General features: G+C 60.7%; 17 protein-coding genes. 3 read left to right on the top strand and 14 right to left on the bottom strand.

Annotated elements, in window-relative coordinates; genetic code table 11:
- Positions 1-229 precede the first annotated feature (229 nt).
- Positions 230-478, top strand: coding sequence for a hypothetical protein (locus JHD07_RS00715; protein WP_291617963.1), 249 nt, complete (start codon positions 230-232; stop codon positions 476-478).
- A gap of 380 nt (positions 479-858) precedes the next feature.
- On the opposite strand, the gene JHD07_RS00710 is transcribed toward JHD07_RS00715, so the two are convergent.
- A complete protein-coding gene (locus JHD07_RS00710) occupies positions 859-1518 on the bottom strand; it encodes a hypothetical protein (protein ID WP_291617961.1) in 660 nt (219 codons plus the stop codon).
- Between the two features lie 422 nt (positions 1519-1940).
- The gene (locus JHD07_RS00705) at positions 1941-2186 is read right to left on the bottom strand and encodes a hypothetical protein (protein WP_291617959.1); all 246 of its coding nucleotides are present in this window, start codon (positions 2184-2186) and stop codon (positions 1941-1943) included.
- A 140-nt stretch (positions 2187-2326) separates the two neighbouring features.
- Here JHD07_RS00705 and JHD07_RS00700 point away from each other — a divergent pair, with 140 nt between their 5' ends.
- Entirely contained in the window at positions 2327-2746 is a 420-nt protein-coding gene (locus JHD07_RS00700; RefSeq protein ID WP_291617957.1) for a four-helix bundle copper-binding protein, read from the top strand.
- A 386-nt stretch (positions 2747-3132) separates the two neighbouring features.
- On the opposite strand, the gene JHD07_RS00695 is transcribed toward JHD07_RS00700, so the two are convergent.
- The 3 genes from JHD07_RS00695 to JHD07_RS00685 form a co-directional block, all read right to left on the bottom strand.
- Positions 3133-4401 carry a type II restriction endonuclease gene (locus JHD07_RS00695; RefSeq protein WP_291617955.1) on the bottom strand — a complete coding sequence of 423 codons (1269 nt, stop codon included), beginning with the start codon at positions 4399-4401 and terminating at the stop codon, positions 3133-3135.
- Positions 4402-4582: 181 nt separating this feature from the next.
- Entirely contained in the window at positions 4583-4954 is a 372-nt protein-coding gene (locus JHD07_RS00690) for a hypothetical protein (protein ID WP_291617953.1), read from the bottom strand.
- Positions 4955-5205: 251 nt separating this feature from the next.
- Entirely contained in the window at positions 5206-6612 is a 1407-nt protein-coding gene (locus JHD07_RS00685) for a cytochrome P450 (RefSeq protein WP_291617951.1), read from the bottom strand.
- A 145-nt stretch (positions 6613-6757) separates the two neighbouring features.
- Between JHD07_RS00685 and JHD07_RS00680 the strand changes: the two genes are divergently transcribed.
- A complete protein-coding gene (locus JHD07_RS00680) occupies positions 6758-7276 on the top strand; it encodes a pyridoxamine 5'-phosphate oxidase family protein (RefSeq protein ID WP_291617949.1) in 519 nt (172 codons plus the stop codon).
- Between the two features lie 195 nt (positions 7277-7471).
- Here JHD07_RS00680 and JHD07_RS00675 read toward each other — a convergent pair whose 3' ends face one another.
- The 9 genes from JHD07_RS00675 to JHD07_RS00635 form a co-directional block, all read right to left on the bottom strand.
- Positions 7472-7759, bottom strand: a complete 288-nt coding sequence (locus JHD07_RS00675) for a hypothetical protein (RefSeq protein WP_291617947.1) — start codon at positions 7757-7759, stop codon at positions 7472-7474.
- Positions 7760-8601: 842 nt separating this feature from the next.
- On the bottom strand, positions 8602-9168 hold the full coding sequence (locus JHD07_RS00670; protein WP_291617945.1) for an MOSC domain-containing protein: 567 nt from the start codon (positions 9166-9168) through the stop codon (positions 8602-8604).
- A gap of 438 nt (positions 9169-9606) precedes the next feature.
- Positions 9607-10770, bottom strand: coding sequence for an LPD7 domain-containing protein (locus JHD07_RS00665; RefSeq protein ID WP_291617943.1), 1164 nt, complete (start codon positions 10768-10770; stop codon positions 9607-9609).
- Positions 10754-12625, bottom strand: a complete 1872-nt coding sequence (locus JHD07_RS00660) for a type IV secretory system conjugative DNA transfer family protein (protein WP_291617941.1) — start codon at positions 12623-12625, stop codon at positions 10754-10756. The genes JHD07_RS00665 and JHD07_RS00660 overlap by 17 nt, the downstream gene beginning before the upstream one ends.
- Before the next feature lie 40 nt (positions 12626-12665).
- Positions 12666-13697, bottom strand: coding sequence for a P-type DNA transfer ATPase VirB11 (virB11, locus tag JHD07_RS00655; protein WP_291617939.1), 1032 nt, complete (start codon positions 13695-13697; stop codon positions 12666-12668).
- Positions 13694-14965 (bottom strand): type IV secretion system protein VirB10, encoded by a 1272-nt coding sequence (virB10, locus tag JHD07_RS00650; protein ID WP_291617936.1) that lies wholly within the window; start codon positions 14963-14965, stop codon positions 13694-13696. Before virB10 ends, virB11 begins: the two co-directional genes overlap by 4 nt.
- On the bottom strand, positions 14851-15702 hold the full coding sequence (gene virB9, locus JHD07_RS00645) for a P-type conjugative transfer protein VirB9 (RefSeq protein ID WP_291617934.1): 852 nt from the start codon (positions 15700-15702) through the stop codon (positions 14851-14853). Before virB9 ends, virB10 begins: the two co-directional genes overlap by 115 nt.
- Positions 15699-16370: a virB8 family protein gene (locus JHD07_RS00640; protein ID WP_291617933.1), complete on the bottom strand. Its 672-nt coding sequence runs from the start codon at positions 16368-16370 to the stop codon at positions 15699-15701. Before JHD07_RS00640 ends, virB9 begins: the two co-directional genes overlap by 4 nt.
- 352 nt (positions 16371-16722) lie before the next feature.
- Positions 16723-17595: type IV secretion system protein (locus JHD07_RS00635; protein WP_291617932.1), on the bottom strand; the 873-nt coding region annotated here is incomplete at its 5' end.

Genomic DNA, 17595 nt, shown 5'->3' with positions numbered 1-17595 from the left:
GTTGCCGCTCCAGGCTGAAGTCCTCGCTTGCTTCATGCCCCGGCGAAGGTCAGCCGGCCAAATACGTCTACCGAGTTGTCAGCGGAGCGGTACGGAAATCGAAAATCCTGACCAATGGCCGCCGCCAGATTTGCGAGTTCTAGACTATTTTGGCTTCGAAGGTCACAACGACTAGACCACCTCCGCTTTCGCGGTCGGCGACACCCAAGTCGTCGTAGCCAGTCGCCACATGATCGCGAAGCTGACCTGCCGCCGGCGCGACGTGACGCAGCAGCTCATGAACATCGCGAGCGAGCAGACCAAGCAGTGCCAGGAAAAGATCCTGCTCCTGACGAAGACCGCCGAGGAGCGCATGGCTTGGTTCTTGCTCCAGCTCAGCAAGCGTTTGAAGTCCGGCAACCTCGTCATCCTGCCGAGGCCTCGTCAGGACATCGTCGATCAACTTGGCTTGATGATAGAAACGGCTCGCGGACGCTGAAACAACTCGCCATGGCGGGCTGGATAAAGCCGCTAAGCCCGCGTCGTCTCCAACTCGTCGATGCCTGGTTTCCTGACACGACTCGCCCGCTCCAATGGTAGAAAGCGCGAGAACCATCCCGAACCGACCGCGGTGCTTCATGCCTGACAGAAAGCATGGGGCCGGATCGCGGCACGCAGAGGCAACATCGCGTCTTGGGACATCAAGACCCAGCAAGGCGGACGTCCGAGGACGGCGTAGGTCGCCCCACCCATCACGAACTCGCGAAGAGGGGAATGGCGGTAGGCGCCCATCACCAGAAGATCGGTTTGGTGCGACTTGTGACGTACGCTTTGAACGCGTCACCCTCGGAAGTAGCCTTTAGCAATTCGAAGCTGGTCTCAAATGCCATGGATCGCCAAGTGCTTCGCAAGTCCGTCCCCGGAAGATGACGCGAGCTTGTTGTCCTCGCTCATCGTGAGGATGCGAATGGTCCTGGCGAGCTTCAGGAATGGGAGGGCATCAGCGACCGCGCGCGCGGCCTGCGCACTATGGTCCCAGGCAATCGAAACGTGGTCAAAGCTATCCGACAACTCGCCACTCAATCGCTCGTCGAAGATGAGGACCGGTCGACCGGACTTGAAGATCAAACTCTTGGCGAGTGCCTCCTGTTGGCCGTTATGGGCCTTGATGGGAAGGAGAGTAAGATCCTTGACGCGAGCGAGATGCACCAGTAGCGCCTCGGCATCCTCGGCGGTTGCCCTTATCAACGACAGATCGAATGCGAGATCGCAGCCTCGCGCCGCAGACCCGAAGCGCTGCAAAACTTGTTCCGCATTCTGTGTACTCATCAGATTTTCATGTGACGACGAGGGCTCCCGGGCATCGAGTTCAAACGCACGCGCGAACGGGCCGGGGGCCGGCAAAGCGTCCGACTCGATAGCCGCTGCGGTGACCCGTACCTTCAGGTAGGCGCCGATGAAGGCACACTTTTCGATGCCTTCGGTCGTCGTGGCGTTGGAATAGCTCAGGAGCGGCAGCAGGACGTCTTTTACGGACATTTGGGTCTCCCGTCGGGAACACCTTGTCAGACAAACCGCGAGCTGATCTTAATCCGGAGCAAATTCGATGCCGGGCCTTGCCTCGAAAGAGACGGCCGCGTTGGGTGCGGCAGAGGTCGGATTGGGACGTGAAGGCGGCCCGGACGTCGGAGAAAGTGCCGGTCACCCTGCTCGAGGGCGGGCCGACCGACATCGTTCGCGCGCAGAGCCTGTCGCACGCGAGGCTGAGCAACCATAAACCAGACTTTGCTTTCGCCCACGACGCGGGCCGGAACTCCAATCTCGGCAGGCATGCCGTTTCTGACCTCCGGTGTTCCGTTCGCGTATCGCCGTCTCAGCCGGCAAGACGCTGTGCTGCGCAAGCGAAGTCGGTAACGAGGTGCGGCCGAGAACGCTCCGGTGAAGGTCTGAGCGGCTTGCAGTCAGAGGCCGGGGAGCGGGTCGCCCTTCTTCACGGCTCCCTTTGGTACTCCATGCTCCCGCAACGTCTCCGCGGTCATGTGACCGAGGATCTCGACCTTGGAATCGTTCATCGCACCGGAAGCGTCCTGTACCGCCCTCACCGCCTCTTCCTGATCGGAAAAGTGTGCGAACCAGACATCCTGCTTGTGCTGGTCGCCGGAAAGCTGCGGCCAAGTGACGAGAATGGTGTAACCGACGGCAATCATCTTTCGTCCATGATCTCTGAGTGCGCCAGGCTTTCAACCCGCGATCGGAAGGAACCGTTCCCCGATACGTGGCACTCGCGGGTTCATAGAAACCATTCGTTCGACCTATGGATTGGAAGCGGGGGGCGCCGTCCGGAACTATGGAGATTTCCATGCACGCACAGCAAATGATCAGCACGCATCCTCAGGTGCGCGGACAGACGACCAACGACGCGCTTATCCGTTGCATCGAGGAGTGCTATTCCTGCGCGCAGACGTGCACTTCCTGTGCGGACGCATGTCTCGCGGAAGACAACGTCAAATCTCTGACGCAGTGCATCCGATTGAACCTGGACTGCGCGGATGTCTGCAACATCACGGGTAGAATTTCGACCCGCCGGACAGGTTCCGACGAGGAGATGATCCGGAGGATGCTGGACGCCTGCGCCGCTGCTTGCCGGCTCTGCGCGGAAGAATGTGAGAAGCACGCGAAGATGCATGAACATTGCCGCATCTGTGCGGAAGCATGCCGACACTGCACGACCGCTTGTGAAGAGGCCGGACGCAGCATGGTGCACTGACGCATTTCGGAGGCGCTCGCTTTTCGAGACCTTCACGAACTCCGAGGGCCTATCCGGATTCCACGCAAAATCCGGAAAACGACAACGACGATCCGCTCCCGCCTGCGGTGCCCCTCCATCCGGAGTCGGGGCTGCTGCTGCGCGACCTGCTCGCCCGCACGGAACCGCCGCTCTACCCGGCCCGAGCGGCCCCCGCTGGGTCCATGTGGCAGCCGATGACGAGCGCTGCCCACTAACATCTCGATCGACTGGTGGGCCAAAACAAGCCGGACCGAGTCGGGAACTGCGCCGCAAGCCTTGCAGGACGACGAATCTACGTAGGAATGGCTTCTATCCGGCTGGGACGCCGGCGGTGCCAAAATACCGCTATCGTGCGCATGCGCCGTTCAAAGCAGCCGCGAAATCGTTTGTATGCCCCTCATTCCCGTTCCGAACCGGGCGATGGCATCCTTGTTGCGCTCCAGTTCACCGTAAGGCAAGAAGCGCACTTGAAGGTCTGCTACCCGGCTGAAGGCAGGCCGATGAAGCTGGCTACGCACTTCCTCCTCCCTGCCATCGGGAGCAACGAGGAACAGTCCGCCGGTCGCATGCAGGTCGCTGCTCAACGCGAGATCGAGCATACGCACGATGCCGGAATAGATGGACGTGGTATGCTCGACTTCGAAGGCGGCTGTGACGCGGCCGCTGACGGCATCGAGCCACAGAACATCGATTAACCGGATCGATTCCGCGCCGGCCGCGTCGTCGATCGATGGCGGAAGACGGTCGAGACAGCCCTCGGCTAACGTCGCACCATTATAGGAACGCCCTCGATCGTTTGCCGCGATCCAGACCCGATAGCCGAGCGCAAGGCCCAGGTCCCGGAGCCAAGCTTGAATTTCCGTGTGCGTGAGGTCGTTCTCGCGCGCAGCGGCGATCGACCCTTCCAGTCTCATTGCCGTCTCTCGGGCCCTCGAAAGCTCCGATAGCCATACATCACGGGCGGCCTCCCCTTTGTTGGCGGGAGGTGCCGTAAACCGTCCGGCGCCGATGTCGAACAGAAATCCTGCGATCGCACCGAGATCGTTGGACAGGAGGTCGCGATAGCTGCGGTTCAGCTCCAGCATGCCCCCGCGCATCGCCAGGTACTGATCCCAACGGCCGAGCTTCACTTTCGAGCCCGTCACCGCATTGAAGCCGTTGACGATTGCCGTATTGAACGGCGGCATCAGGGTCGGATGAAGGAAGTACAAGAGGTTGGCGACGGCGGGCCCCAACCCTTTTATCTTAAGCCGATCGATCGTCTCAATTCCATCCATGAGCTCCCGCTCGGTGCTGCAGCAGGAACAGTGATGGAGCATCCTGCCGAACGCCCGCTGATTGTCTGGATCTTCATAGATGTCCGGAATCCGAAGCTTGGGCTTCCACAGGAAGGCGTGATCGGCGCCTTTGAAGATCTGCCTCTGTTCTGCGATAGACCCAACGATCGTTTCGAGGGAAGAGCCCTTGTAAACGTTGCCGAACGTTCCTGCCTCGATCTCCTCGACCACCTGGGCAATTCCCCGCCGGATGGATCGGAAGTTCTTGAGCCGCTCGTCCCACAAAAACCATGTGCGATAGGTCGAGCCCGAGTCCTCGCGCCACCGCTCGATCAGCACGCGCAGCAGATCAGTCAATCCGGCCCCCTTGTAAGAACTGCTCCGGTTTGCCTAACGCAAATTCGGCACAAGTCAATGTACCGGTTCGTGGAGACAGTGAACCAGAGCGGCGTCATCTGCCGGCGCCAGCAGCTCGCATGGGACGACGTGGCGACCAAAGTTCGAGCATGCGCTGGACAAGACTAGACGTTGCGGCGTCCTAGATCTCGACCGCTAGGCGCGCGGGGTTGCGCGGGTAGACCGTCACGCGTTTGAACTCGTCCAGATACCAAACCGGCATCACACCGGACCTGCGATGAAGCTTGATCTCGGTCGAGGCAGCGCCACACTTGTACGAATTGGCAGTCGGCCCGCCCGGGCGGTTTGAGACGTCGGCGGCGCGGCGGTCCGGGACAGGGACGCCATTCTCGGCGAGATAGCCATCAGCGCGCTGCGGGGCGTCAACCACCATCGTTGGAGCGTAGACCCTTAACGCGATGGCCTTGTCATTGACGTCATTGAACTCGGCGTCGATCGCCGCACCGGTTGCGGTGTCGAGGTCAGCATTCAGCGAAGACTTGATGGGCTTCATGAGCACTCGTGAGTCTCAGGCGGGGCAATTGTCGACGACGAGGATCGTTCGGGGCTCCTAGCATCAATGCTCGATCGTGTTGCTGGTCTCGTCGGATCCGGCAAAAGTGAGGTTCGCGCGATCGCCCCGAGGACCGTAGCAAGTCTCCTGCGCAAGTTGGTCGTTAGCGCGCCCAAGGTCGTAGGACGAGTTTTCCGACGAGGACCGCCAGCCCAGGAATCGAAAGTTTTTGCCGGCCGGAGGGAGCGATCCTACCGATCGCTCTTGATTTTCATCGGAAGTCCGCCGGCCGGTCGCAATGTCACCCGCAGAAGCGGCCAGACAGAATGGCCGGGCGCAACCCGCATGCTGAAGCTCCTGATGATTGTTGCCAGAACAACCGTCGCTTCCTGTAAGGCGAACGCCGAGCCGATGCAGGTGCGCGGTCCCGCCCCGAATGGTAGGTAACTATAACGGCCGATGCGCGATCGTCTGTCGCCGAGAAAACGAGTGGGATCGAACACATCTGGATCCGACCACAGCATCCGATGCCGGTGCAGTACATAAGGTGCGATCACGACCAACGTTCCGCGCGGGATGGCCTCGCCGGCAAGTTTGTCCGATTCGATCGCCACTCGGCTAATCGCCGCAATGGGCGGATAGAGCCGAGCCGCCTCATCAATCGCAGCCCGAGCATGGGGCAGACGTTCGGCGAGATCGTGCACCGATCCGCTGCCGATTTCACGGTCAGCTTCCGCTCGGACCCGTTGGCGCCAGTCGTGTGCTTCGGAGAGCAGAAACAGTGACCAACTCAGGAGGTTCGCGGTGGTCTCATGACCGGCCATAATGAAGGTGAGAACATTCGACCGCACCTCGGCTTCGCTCATGTGCTCGCCCGTCCCGGGATCGACTGCGGCGAGCATGAGCGTGAGGAGATCTTGCGGGGCACCATCCGGCTGCTCGATCAGCCGACGACGCTTGGTCGCAATCAACTCGTCGATAATCCGCTCGAAGAATCGAAGGACGGATCGGACACGGAGGTGACTGACCCGCGGAACCCAGGTCGGCAGGCCGAGAAGATCGAGTGGGTCGATACGGCCGATAGTCTCGAAATACGTGACCATCGCTGGCCGGACTTCTTCAGCCTTACAACCAAAGCCATCCGAAAAAATCGTACGCTCGAGCACGTCCAGTGTCAGCCTCGCCATCTCAGCGGCGACATCGAGTGTCGCACCGTCTTGGCAGCGCCAACGCTCGACCAGCGCATAGGCGGCCTGCAGCATTGCAGGGGCGAACTGCGCAACCATGCGTCTCGAAAACAGCGGGGCGAAAGTGCGGCGCTGGTTACGCCACGCATCGTCCTCGGCGCTCAGAAGGCCCTCACCCAGGCCGGCAGACAGTACCCGGCGCTGCAATCTATCCTTCCGGTAGTTTGAAGCGTTATCGAGTAGCACCCGGCGGATCGCGTCCGGATCGTTGACCAGCACCACGTGTCCGACAGGCAGGCCGCCAACAATGAGAGGCCTCACGAAATGCTCGGTTGCCCAGCATTCGAGCGGATTGCGCTTGAGCGCCGGGATGAGACGCAGAGGTCCGAGGCGCCGGGCGCGCGGCAAGGGAGCCGGCGGCCGATAGGGCTGCCAAATAGAGCCAGATCCATCGGTCGAAGGTGCGGCCATGGTCCTCAGCTCCCCGCGCCCATTTGCACGATCCAATGAACAACGCTGCTCTCGCGAGCAAGTTCTTCTGGATGTGCACCAAGGTGGCTGGAACCAAAGAGCGCCGAGCAAGCTTAATTACTATTGGGCTATGGAGCCGGAGGCGATGGAGCGCACTTCGCGCCAAACTGACCAGGCCAAAGTGTGGGACCTGATTAAGGACGCCCACACCGCTTTGCTTATGACCGTCGACGAGAACGGCGCGCTAGAGGCGCGCCCTATGGGCTGTCTGCAGAAGGAATTTGATGGAATCCTGTGGTTTCTTACTTTCCGGCACTCCTCGAAGCTTCGTCAGATCGGGAAGAATCACCGGGTCCTGGTCGCCTACGTCAAGCCCGACAAGTACGAGTACGTGGCGGTATCGGGGTCGGCGAGTGCTGTTGAGGACCGGGAAAAGCTGAAGGAGCTGTGGACCGAAGGATTACGTGTGTGGTTTCCGGAGGGACCCGAGGACCCTGAGCTCGCAATGCTCGCGGTCGAAGTCGAGAAAGCAGACTATTGGGCCGAACCGGCCTCCCTCGTCACTTATGCACTCGCCTATGTGAGGACCAGACTGACGGGGGAAAGCCCATCGCCGGACGAGATTGCGGAATCCAAATCGGTTCGCTTCCACGAACGCCCCTAGTTTAGCCGGGGCGCAAGACAGCAGTGGGCATGGCGCTTACCGCAGCAGCAGCGCGAACGGGACGATCGCATCAGCCAACGCGCGCCTTAGAGTGGGATGCCGCCGTTTCGCGGTCCAAAACTTAGGGGAGCTGTCTTCACCAATTTAAGTGCGCAGATTGGAGAACGCGCCGACTGTCTTCGCATCCCAATCGGGCTATTTCTCCATCGCTTCCATGGCGGTATGCATATGCGCCGCGCAGGCCTTCATATCCTTCTTCTGAATCATGTCTTGCGCCGCCTGCATTTCCTTGATGGCCGTTGTTTTCGACTTGCCATCGGGCATGGCCTGAATATCGGCTTTCATCGCGTTCCTGCTGGAGTCGCTGCATTCCATCTGATGCCCCTCGTGAGCGAAGGCAAAAGTCGGTGCGGCAGCTGATGCCATTGCCGCGGCAAAGGCGGCGGCGCCAGCAATGCGAATTATGGATGCGTACTTGATCACCCTCTTTCCTTGCTTCAGGTTGGCAGTTCTCTAGCGGTCGAAGCCGCCGCCGTACCAACTGTGGTGTGGACCACGGTGCAAGTCGTGGTGAGGTCCCGCGTGAGGGCCGGAGTGCCTACCATAATGCCAGCCATAGTTCGGATCCCAGTGCAACCCGCTGTGAGGACCGTAATGTGGCGCGGAATGCCAATCGTGGTGGGTCCCTGAGTGCCAATCGTGCTCCCGGGACACATAGCCAGGGTCGTAATACTGGGCATTTGCAGTCTGCGTTAGGATGACGAGCAGCGCCACGGCACCTAGGAGGGGTACTGCTTGCGCCGCCCCCAAATTGTGAAGCTTCTTCGTGTACATCGCTCTTCTCCATAGAACGGCCGAAACGAACTTACGTTGCTGGACCGTTGTGTCAGCATCATTGGGAAAACCCACTGAATGAGGTCGAAACGAGAAATTTAGTTCGGGTTCATCGAGGTTTGTACTGACGGGCCCTAGGTACACGAGCACGACATGAAGAGCTTCAGGCTCTGATCGGGCAGCCCGCCATTGGTATGACAGTGAACCTTCCATTTCTACGTTTCGCGATCTTGGATAATGGCCATCTGAGATAATGGATGGCTCGCCGGAACGTTCACCGCGTTGGCTAAGGCGCGCGCGTTACTCAGGCATCTGCAAGAGGATGTGAGTTTCCTATCCTCGGACCAGCGTCGCCGCCGACCAGCGTCGACTACGAGGAGGCGTGTGACTTGCCCGTCGCTGTCGATAACGACAGTTCTCAATGCCGCCCTCATTCGGTAGGGCCGGTTGCGCCCTTCTGCGTCTACTTCGAATTTTAAGCGGCGTTCCGCTCAGCTCGATGCGAACTTCCGCGCTAGAGCAGGCAACGCCTTGCCATAGGACGAAGCCGGCAGGCCAATCGCATGCGCAAGATCGACCAGGGCAACGGAAGCGCCGTGCCGCTTCAGGAACCAGCGAATGCGCTCACCAACCGCATACGGTATAGCTTCGAACCGGTCCTCGGTCACGGCAAAGCGATCACCAACTGCAATCCTGCCACTGTTCAGAAAGCTACCGAACACGCCTCGCCGATGCAGGACGTCCTTGAGATCCACCAGATGCGCGATCTTCTTGCAGGGTTCACAATGGAAGGTCAGTCGAACGAGCGCTTCGCCGATCCGTACAACCGTTCCTGAGGGAAGCTCGTAAAGCCCATCGAAGTCGACTACAACGTTCTCACGAAGATCGCCGTCGTTGAGGCCGAAGGCCGCGGTTACGGACCGGGACGTGACCAAAACCTGCCGAAATGGGGCAGATGCCACGTGTCCCTCAAGACCATGCTTGCTGAAACGGATCGAGCTCACGTCGCGCATCGGCGCGCCGTGCTCGGCTTTGACAAACAGGTTTGTGACCTTCATCCGCCCTGCCCGAAGGTACTGTATCTTTCGATTACTGGTTAACCCGCGAAATTGGCATTTTTGCGAACTCAAGTGAACAACAACTAAACGCACTGGGGTTCCAAGAAGTTACGGGCGATCTCCATCGGATTCCGCAACCTGCCGCCGAGATTCGGCTGGCTGAGGCGCTCCCGCGAAGAATCGCCAAGCTATTTAGTCCAACGATTTTGAAGGCATGCTTGCTGGGCGCACCAAGGCTCGAACCTGGGACCCGCCGATTAAAAGTCAGCGGCCCTCAGGGGGCTGGCACCACCCGACATCTACGTGTCACGCCACCAGCAATTCCCTGGCTTCGTGATTCCGATTCCGCTGTTCTGCATTGTCGCGAGGTTGGATTGCCTTCGAGCGGGGTTACTTTTCCAAAAGCCCAGTTTCGGCCCATTGATTGACCTCGTGCATTCAGCGCTCACGTTCACGCATTCTCGCGCGTTCACCGGGCCGGGTCGGACTGACCTCCTTATCTCCTTTCGATGGACGATCTCGAACCGGTTCCATGACTGTTGCCCGCGAAAACGAATGCCCGTTCTCCAGATGCTGGGCGATGCGCTCCTTGGCAAAAGCCATAATGTTCTGGCGAGCATTCTCATCGTTCGGCAGAGCGCGTTCGACAAGCTTGTGGATGACGGCAATCTGGGATTGGGACGCGAGTAGGTCGGAATCATGCGCGGCCGCCGGTCGGTCTGCACGGCGTGCCTCCACCGTCACACTCCACACGTTGCGCCACATCTGGCGCTGTTCATTGCCAGCGATTCCAGTGGCGGCGTCTATGGACTTGATCGCCCTGATGACGGGTACGACGTTATCTCTTCGCAGAGAGATGCGGTCGCCGGGCCTGGCCCCACTATCTGCGACGTCCGCTACAACGCCGACGCCCCACACCTGATGTCGCCGGCCATCGTCCAATTCGATGGCGACATAGGTTGACGGCTCGGCGTCGGGGCGGTTGCGATAGGGGCCATAACCGACCTCCATCAGACGTCCGGAAACGCCCTTGTCGTAATCGAGCCTATCCGCCTGCAGTGGCCTGTCGGAGGCCGAGCGAGCCTCTGCATCGTTGGTGCGGGCCTGGGCTCGATCCCATACGCCTCGTCGGTCAGCGAGCGCTTGGCGATCAATCTCGCTTGGTTGATAGCCCTTTACATCCATCCCGCGCGCGTTAGCCTCGAGCCATGCCTCACGTCGGAACTCGACGGAGCCACGGACTTGTAGTGCCTCCCACTGGCGATGTTGTGCAACGCTGACCATGTCCCGGATCACCTCTGTGGCAGCTATGCGGGTGACCAGGCGATCGTCAGTGGCCTTGAACGCGAGGTACTCTTTCCGCTCATCGGCATAGAGCCGCGCTTCGCGGTCGGATCCGTCCTTTGGGGATTCAGTGGCCACCACGTAATATTTCCGACGGATACGGTCGGGAAACGCACTATCGGTGACCTCTGCGGATGATAGCTTACTGCGGACTGTCGATATGGACTCGTCTTCCGCCTTTTCTCGGGCGGAATCGCGCCCGGCGCGACGTTGCCGCTCCAGGCTGAAATCTTCGCTCGCTCTATGCCCGTCGTTCATGCTGCTCACCCTTCTGCTTGCGGCCCGTCCGCCGAGTTGGGGGAATGACCTGAGCGTCGATGTAGTTCAGGGTCCAGGCTTTCAGATCCTCTTCAGAAAGTCCTTCGAGGTCGACGTCTACATCGCCAAAATCGAAAGAGGCGTCGGCCGGAATTGTGGAGGGGTCGGCCACCTCCTCGTCGGTCAATGGGCGAGACCGAAATACCGCGCGCAGCTCAGCGACCTCTGAACGAAGCTCCTTGATCTCGGCGTCCAGCAACGCGGTCGAGCGGCCCCTCGGCAGCTTCGGGACAGGCGCGGGTAGCACGCGTGTGAGGAACGCCTTGTCTTCGTAATAGACGATCTTGTCCGCGATAACGGGCGGAAGGCCCGTGCCGAGGATGAAGGCCTTGGATTTCGGGAGTAGTTTAAGCTCTTGCGGCAGCATCAGGGCGCGCCGATGCTCGGAGACGGTCTCGCTGGTCGACCGCGTTGCCAGCCCTTTCGGTCCGCTGCGGCTGCGCGCTTTCACGGTGTCGTAGCCGATGCGCTCCGAGAGCTCATTTGCGACGTCCTGTTCTTTGGGCGCGAACACCACTTCGACGGCATGGTTGGTCATGAAATTGCGAGCTGCATCGATCCCGTAGATAGCGCGTAGCTGCGCTGGGCTCTGAACCACGGTGAGCAGACGGATGCCGTAACCGGCGATGAAGGCGACGGATTTTGCAAGCACGTTGACGTTGCCCAGAGCCGGGAATTCATCGAGCAACAGCAGCACCTTGCGATTCAGTTTGGAATTCTGTTCCGGCAGCTCGCGAGTATTGAGATCGACGACCTGCTGAAAGAACAGATTTAGAAGCGGCGCCATGCGATCGAGGTTGTCAGGGGTCACGCCGAGATAGATCGACATCGGCTTTTGCCGGAGCTGCCGCAAATCGAAATCGTTGGTCGAGGTGGCGGCTTCGATGCGAGGGTTGAGCCACAGACCGAGCCTCGCGGTGACGGTCTTGCGTACCGAGTTCATAGTGTTCTCGGAAGCGGCGAGAAAATCGTTCAACGCGGTGATACAATGTCGTGACAGTGGCGAAGGGCCGGACTTGCGGGCGGCGACGATTTTCTCGAAATGTGCCTTGAGGTCTGGGGCAGCGGCCAGCTGGTGCAGGATCTCCCCAATCGTCAGTGGCAATCCCGGCGTTTCCGCGACATAGCCGCCAATCGCCACAAAAGCCGACCGTGCAGCCTCGAACCAGAAGGGATCGCCCCGGCTCTCGGCCGGAAATAGCATGACCGCGATGCGCTGCAGATCGTCATAGAGGTCGGCGGGATCGCTGCGCACATAGCCAAGCGGATTGTAGCGGGCGGTGCGACCGTTCTCCTCGAGTGGATCGAATAGATAGACTTCCTGCCCGTGGGCTGCGCGAAACCCAGCGGAACGATCCCAGTTTTCCCTCTTCACATCCAAAACGACGACTGAATCTGGCCAGTTCAATAGGTTTGGAATGACATAGCCGACGCCTTTCCCCGCTCTGGTGGGAGCGTAGACGAGGATGTGTTCCGACCCGCCAAAGCAGAGCAGTTCGCCGTCCTTTCGGCCGAGGAGCACGCCTTCCTTGGATCGCAGGCCAGCCGCTTTGATTTCGCGCTCGGACGCGAAACGAGCGCGGCCGTGAAGCGAGAGAGGATGCTGCCGGAAGATAGCACCGGCCAAGCCAAAGACCACGGTCACGCCGGCGAGTGTCGATAGGGTCAGCCAGCGGTCGAAACGGGGGTCAGCGCCGTAACGCGGCCAGCCTGTGGCGATCTCCGACCAGTGCAGCCCACCATCGTGAAGCCGGAGCCCGAGCAGCAGCACGTTCGAGGCGACCAGCAGGAACACCCCGCAGCCGGCGAGCGCGGCCGCTAGGCCCTGAGCGGCCCTAACTGATCTGGTCGCGTTTGCGAACGGGGTCATAGTAAACTTCCGAAATGCGGTAGCGGCCGTCCCGCTTCTGCATCTGGATGACGACATCGACGAGAAGCAGCAGCAGCGAGCGGATGTCGTCGCGATGAAGGTCTCGGCCCTCCGCGCTTTCCTTCACCAGCAACGTCAATTGCTCGAAGGCGAGCCGGGCACTGTCAGCATGAACCGTTGTGATCGATCCTGGATGGCCCGAGTTCACATTCCTGAGATAGAAGAACGCCGTCCCATCGCGCAGCTCCTGCAGCAGGATCCGATCCGGCCGCATTCGCAGGCAGGACTCGAGGAGCTCGCGCGGGCCAATCTTGGCAACGCCCTGCCCGTCCTTGGCATAAAGCAGCCGCACGCAATTCTGATGCGGTATGACAAGCTCGGCGGTGTCCTCAATGGTGATGAGCCGCTCTTGGGCCGGAATCGCCGCGATCAGCGCCTTGGAGAGCGTCGTCTTTCCCGAACCAGTTGCCCCGGAAATGATGATGTTACGGCGCGTTGAGACGGCAAGCTGGAGGAAGTCGCGCCAGGCGCCGGCTTCTTTTAGAGTCAGAAGCCGATGTTCATCCGCGGCGAGTTCGTCATTGGCGATGCGGACTTCGTCGAACAGCTTTGCCCGTTCAAAGGCATCCAGTGTCATCGTCAAACACGACGATTTCCGGATTGTGAGACTGACCGTGCCGGCCGGCACAGCCGGCGGGACGACGATTTGACAGCGCTCTTCGCCGATCAGCGTGGTCGACACCACCGGATGCTCCGGACCAATGTCCTGGCGGGTGTGGCCGGCGGCCGCGGTCGCGAGATGCAGAAGGTACTCATGGGTGAGCGCTGGTGCTTCATGGCGGGTCCAACCGTCAGGTCCTTCCGCGAAAAGCTCGCCGGGCCGGTTGACGACGATTTCGGTCAGAGAGTTGTCTGCCAGATATGGAGCCAACGGCTCGAGATAGCGCGCCAGCACGAGCCGGCTGCCATTGCTTTCGATTGAGGGTATGGCGTTCACTTTGTCACCACTGCTGGGGCCGCGAGGCCTCCGGGAATGGTGCGGTCCAAGATCTGCGTGCGGCTTTCGATCCGCCGCAATTGATAGACCGAGGAGAAATCAACATCGCGCGCGACAAAGATATTGACGAGCTCGCCCTGATTCTTGTTCAGCGTGGGTGGAATGTTGATCGACTGCTCGACGGCGATCGCCGCGGCGGTGTTGGTTGCGCCGGTGGTGTTGTTGATCTGGATGGAGCTGTCCTGCAGCGGCTGACGCCCGATCGAGGAGGCATCATTGACGATCGATAGCAACATCGCCGAACCGAACCGTTCAAAGAAGTGGGTGTCGATGTCGCCGTCAAAGCCGGCGCGGCCTAGCGCATCGGTGGCCGGCGAGGCCAATGCTACGATCACGCCGGTCGGTGTCTTGGCGCGGGTCCACAGCACGAATAGGCGTTTTGAGCCGCGCCGCACATTGCCGCGATATTCGCCCACGACCTGCGTGCCCTTTTCCATCAGTACGACGTTGCCGGAATCCGACATCACGTCTCGGATGACGACGCAGGACACGAAGCCCGCCACGTCTGAGGACATTGCCGTCTCCAGCACGCACGGGATCGAGGTACCCTGAGTGACCAGCAGATTGCGGTTGGGAAGCCGCGCCGCGCGAACGCCCTCGATTGGCGTGGGCTTCAGCTTGTCGGCAAGGTCGTTGCGCGGCTCGCCCCGCCAAGACCCATAGGGATCGCTGACGACACTTCCGGTCACGTTTTCCTGGGCCGCGCGTCTTGCGGAAATCGGCCGATTGTAGGCCAGCACCGGCGCGCGTCGCGCGCTTTCCAGAAGCTGGTCGGAGGCTGGTGCGGGTGCAGCTGACGTGACTGCGACTGGTGCTGCTCCAATTGAGGCCGTGGTGATTGGTGCGGCCGGCGCTTCCGGGATGGGCTCGAACGCTGCCGCCTGGCGGATGACCAGTTTGCGGGCGGAATCGCTAACCGGCTTATCGCCCTTCCAGGTGCCCCAGATGATCAGAGCGGCAAATGCGGTGAGCGCCAGCGCGCCGAAGCCGCGTTTGAGCATCGTCGCGCGAGCATTGTCCCCTCCTCCCACAGGCGTAATGCCACGGTCGCCGGCGATCGTATCATCGTGATGTTCGGTCATATCGCGCTCGCCTATCGTGGCCTTGGGATTGGAGATGATTTCTTCGCCCGCCGCTCGACCGAGGGGCTTGTCGTATTCGTCCCCGGGTTGGTCCCCACGGCATCGAACGCTTCGTTGAAAATGCAAAGCACGTTGTCGCCTTTGCGCAGCCGAAACTCCCGGGCCGTGGCATGAACCACCACAAGCTCGCCCCGGACATCCTTGGGCACCAGGCTTTCCGAACCGTCGGAGTTGATCAGATAGATCGCGGGGATTTCACGGTTGCCCGCAAAACGGAACGTGGTCTCCTTGCCGTCGTCGAAGACAGCTTCCGGCTCGAGGTCGACTGAGCCCTGCGCTGAAAAACGCCAGTTGCGCGCGCCATAGGCATGATGCAGATCGAAAGTCTGGTCGATCAGCGCGCCGTCCCGCTCGGCGCCGCGGGCGGCCGCTTCAGTGCGCCGACGCTCCATCTCATCGCCAGGATAGACGAAGCGGACGACGAAGTAGCTGTCCGCCAGCGTCGCCTCGGCGATCGACAATTCGAACTGATACGAGCGCTTGCGTCCGTCAGGGCGGGTGGTAACGACCTGCAGATTGGTCGGTGGATGTTTTTCCCGCGGTTTGAGGAACAGGATTGAGCCTGCCGGTGCGACCTCCCATGCAATCGCATCTCCAATGGCGACATGTGCGACCTCCTCATCATCGGCGAACAATACCTGGGTCGATGCCCGAATCACGCCGTTGACCCGGACCACGTTGGCCGGGTCGTAGGTCACTGTGCGCACGCGGGCGTCGTGTTGGCCCGGTGACGGCTGTTGCAACGCCAGAGCCGGCCCGGCAAATCCCAGGGCGAAGGTCATTAAAAGAACGAAGCATTTCATGGCACGACCTCTGGATCGGCGCGATACTCCGAGACCAGAAAGCCGAGCGGATTGATGAGACGGTCAGCGGAGGACATTGGCGCGTTGGCATAGGAGAACGTCAGGGTGGAGACCCAGTGGGTCACGCGGGTTTCCTCGCCCTTGCGGCTCTCTTTCATGAAGCGCACGGAGGCAACATTATCGGCCAGCAGTGAGATCGCCTTGATCCGCACCGTGGCGACCCCGAAACGGCCTTGAACGACTTGTGGGCTTTCGGGATTGGAGCCGCGATACCAGGCCGCGAAGCGGGCCTGTTCGCCCTGGCCCGAGAGTAGCGAAATCGTCCGGAAATTGGTTTCGGCTTCCGGATAGCTGTAGCCTTCACGCGCGCGAACGTAGCGGCCAAGAAAATACTTGGTGACGGCTTCGTCATAGCGCGCCGGCGTCGAAGTGAGGGCGGAGACGGTGTCCACAATGCCGGTGGAATTATCGACCCGGATGACGAACGGCTCGACCGTCTTCAAAGGAGCCAGAGCCGCGACCGCACTGAGCGAGGCGATCGCCAATGCGCAGGCGCCCGCGGCAATCACCCATGCCGTTTTGCGCGAGCGATGGGCCGCCAGCAACAGATCCTGCTCCCATCGACGCGCATTGTCAAAATAGGCTTTGAGGTCATCGTGCCCGACCATCTCACGCCTCCTTGCCGCAGGAACGGTAAGAGGCTTCAATGTCGGCCTGGGGGCCCGATGCAGCCAGTTGCGTGGAGGGCGCTGCCGGGCTGGTCTCGCCTTTGCGGATGGCTGGTGCCGGCGCGGATGGCGGAGGTGCCGGCTCCGGTGTCGCCAATGGCGTACCCGTCTCCCAATCCCACAGCGAACGATTGAGCGGCCGGCGAGCCTGGCCATCACATGATGGCGGCCCCTTTGACCAGCTCGCGCAGCCGCCAAGCTGAACTGCGATAACGCAGATGATGAATAGTCGACGCCACATCGTTCTGATGCCCCTGTGTTTCTCTGTCGCCTGTTGCCGGCGATCAATTGCTTAGGCCGCCGTAGTCCCCGGCGATCGGGTGCGCCGCATACTGCCGCCCTGCCGGCTGGCTCTTACTGCGGCGAGACCGCGGCTGGCTGACCAGCGCGCGCCGGCATAAGCGCCGCTGGCGGCCGCCGTGGCGTTGGCAATCATTGGGCTTGTGACCAGCCGGCTGGCGAGCGAAGCGCCGCCCCCGGCGAGACCGCCTGCGATAACAGGCAGTTGAAGCGCGATGTATCCGGACAGACCGAGCACCGCGCTGATGGCGACCGCGGCCACCACCATCTCGCCGGCCGTGCCGGCGTTTGCCGCGAATCTATCGATAAAGCCGCTGACGGTCGTCAACATCAACCCGACCAGAGCGACCACCAGCACCAGCAGGATCACGAAATTCGCGACCTGCCGAAGCCAGGCCTCTGTAAATGGGCGCGTAGCCTCAAATAATCCAAGCGCAATGAAGATCGGGCCGAGCGCGATCACAACGCCCAGACCAACCTTGGCATAGAGCAGGATGGCAAACTGCAAGAAAGAGCCAACGGCCACAAAGACCAGGAGAATGGCGGCAATCAGCGCAGGTGCGATGTTGGTGAGACCGGCTTGCTCGTAGATTCGGTTGGCGACGTCGATCCCTTTGGAAAGAAGCTGGTCGAATGGAGCTCCGGAATTGGTGTTCAGTCCGGCACCCGCCAAGGCATTGCCGATCTCCTTCGGTAAGGAATCGAAGAACAGGCCCGTGACGTATTGCTGGAACGCGCTCGAGTTGGTCGCGAGTAGAACCACGACCACGATTCGCATCGCCCGCGAGGCAAATTCCATGATTGGCTCGGAGATTGCGCCCCGCATCACCGCAAAACCGTAGAGGATGACATAGAGCATCACGGC

The organism is Bradyrhizobium sp. (assembly GCF_016462955.1).
Taxonomy (GTDB): Bacteria; Pseudomonadota; Alphaproteobacteria; order Rhizobiales; family Xanthobacteraceae; genus Bradyrhizobium.
This window is presented reverse-complemented; position numbering and strand designations above follow the sequence as displayed.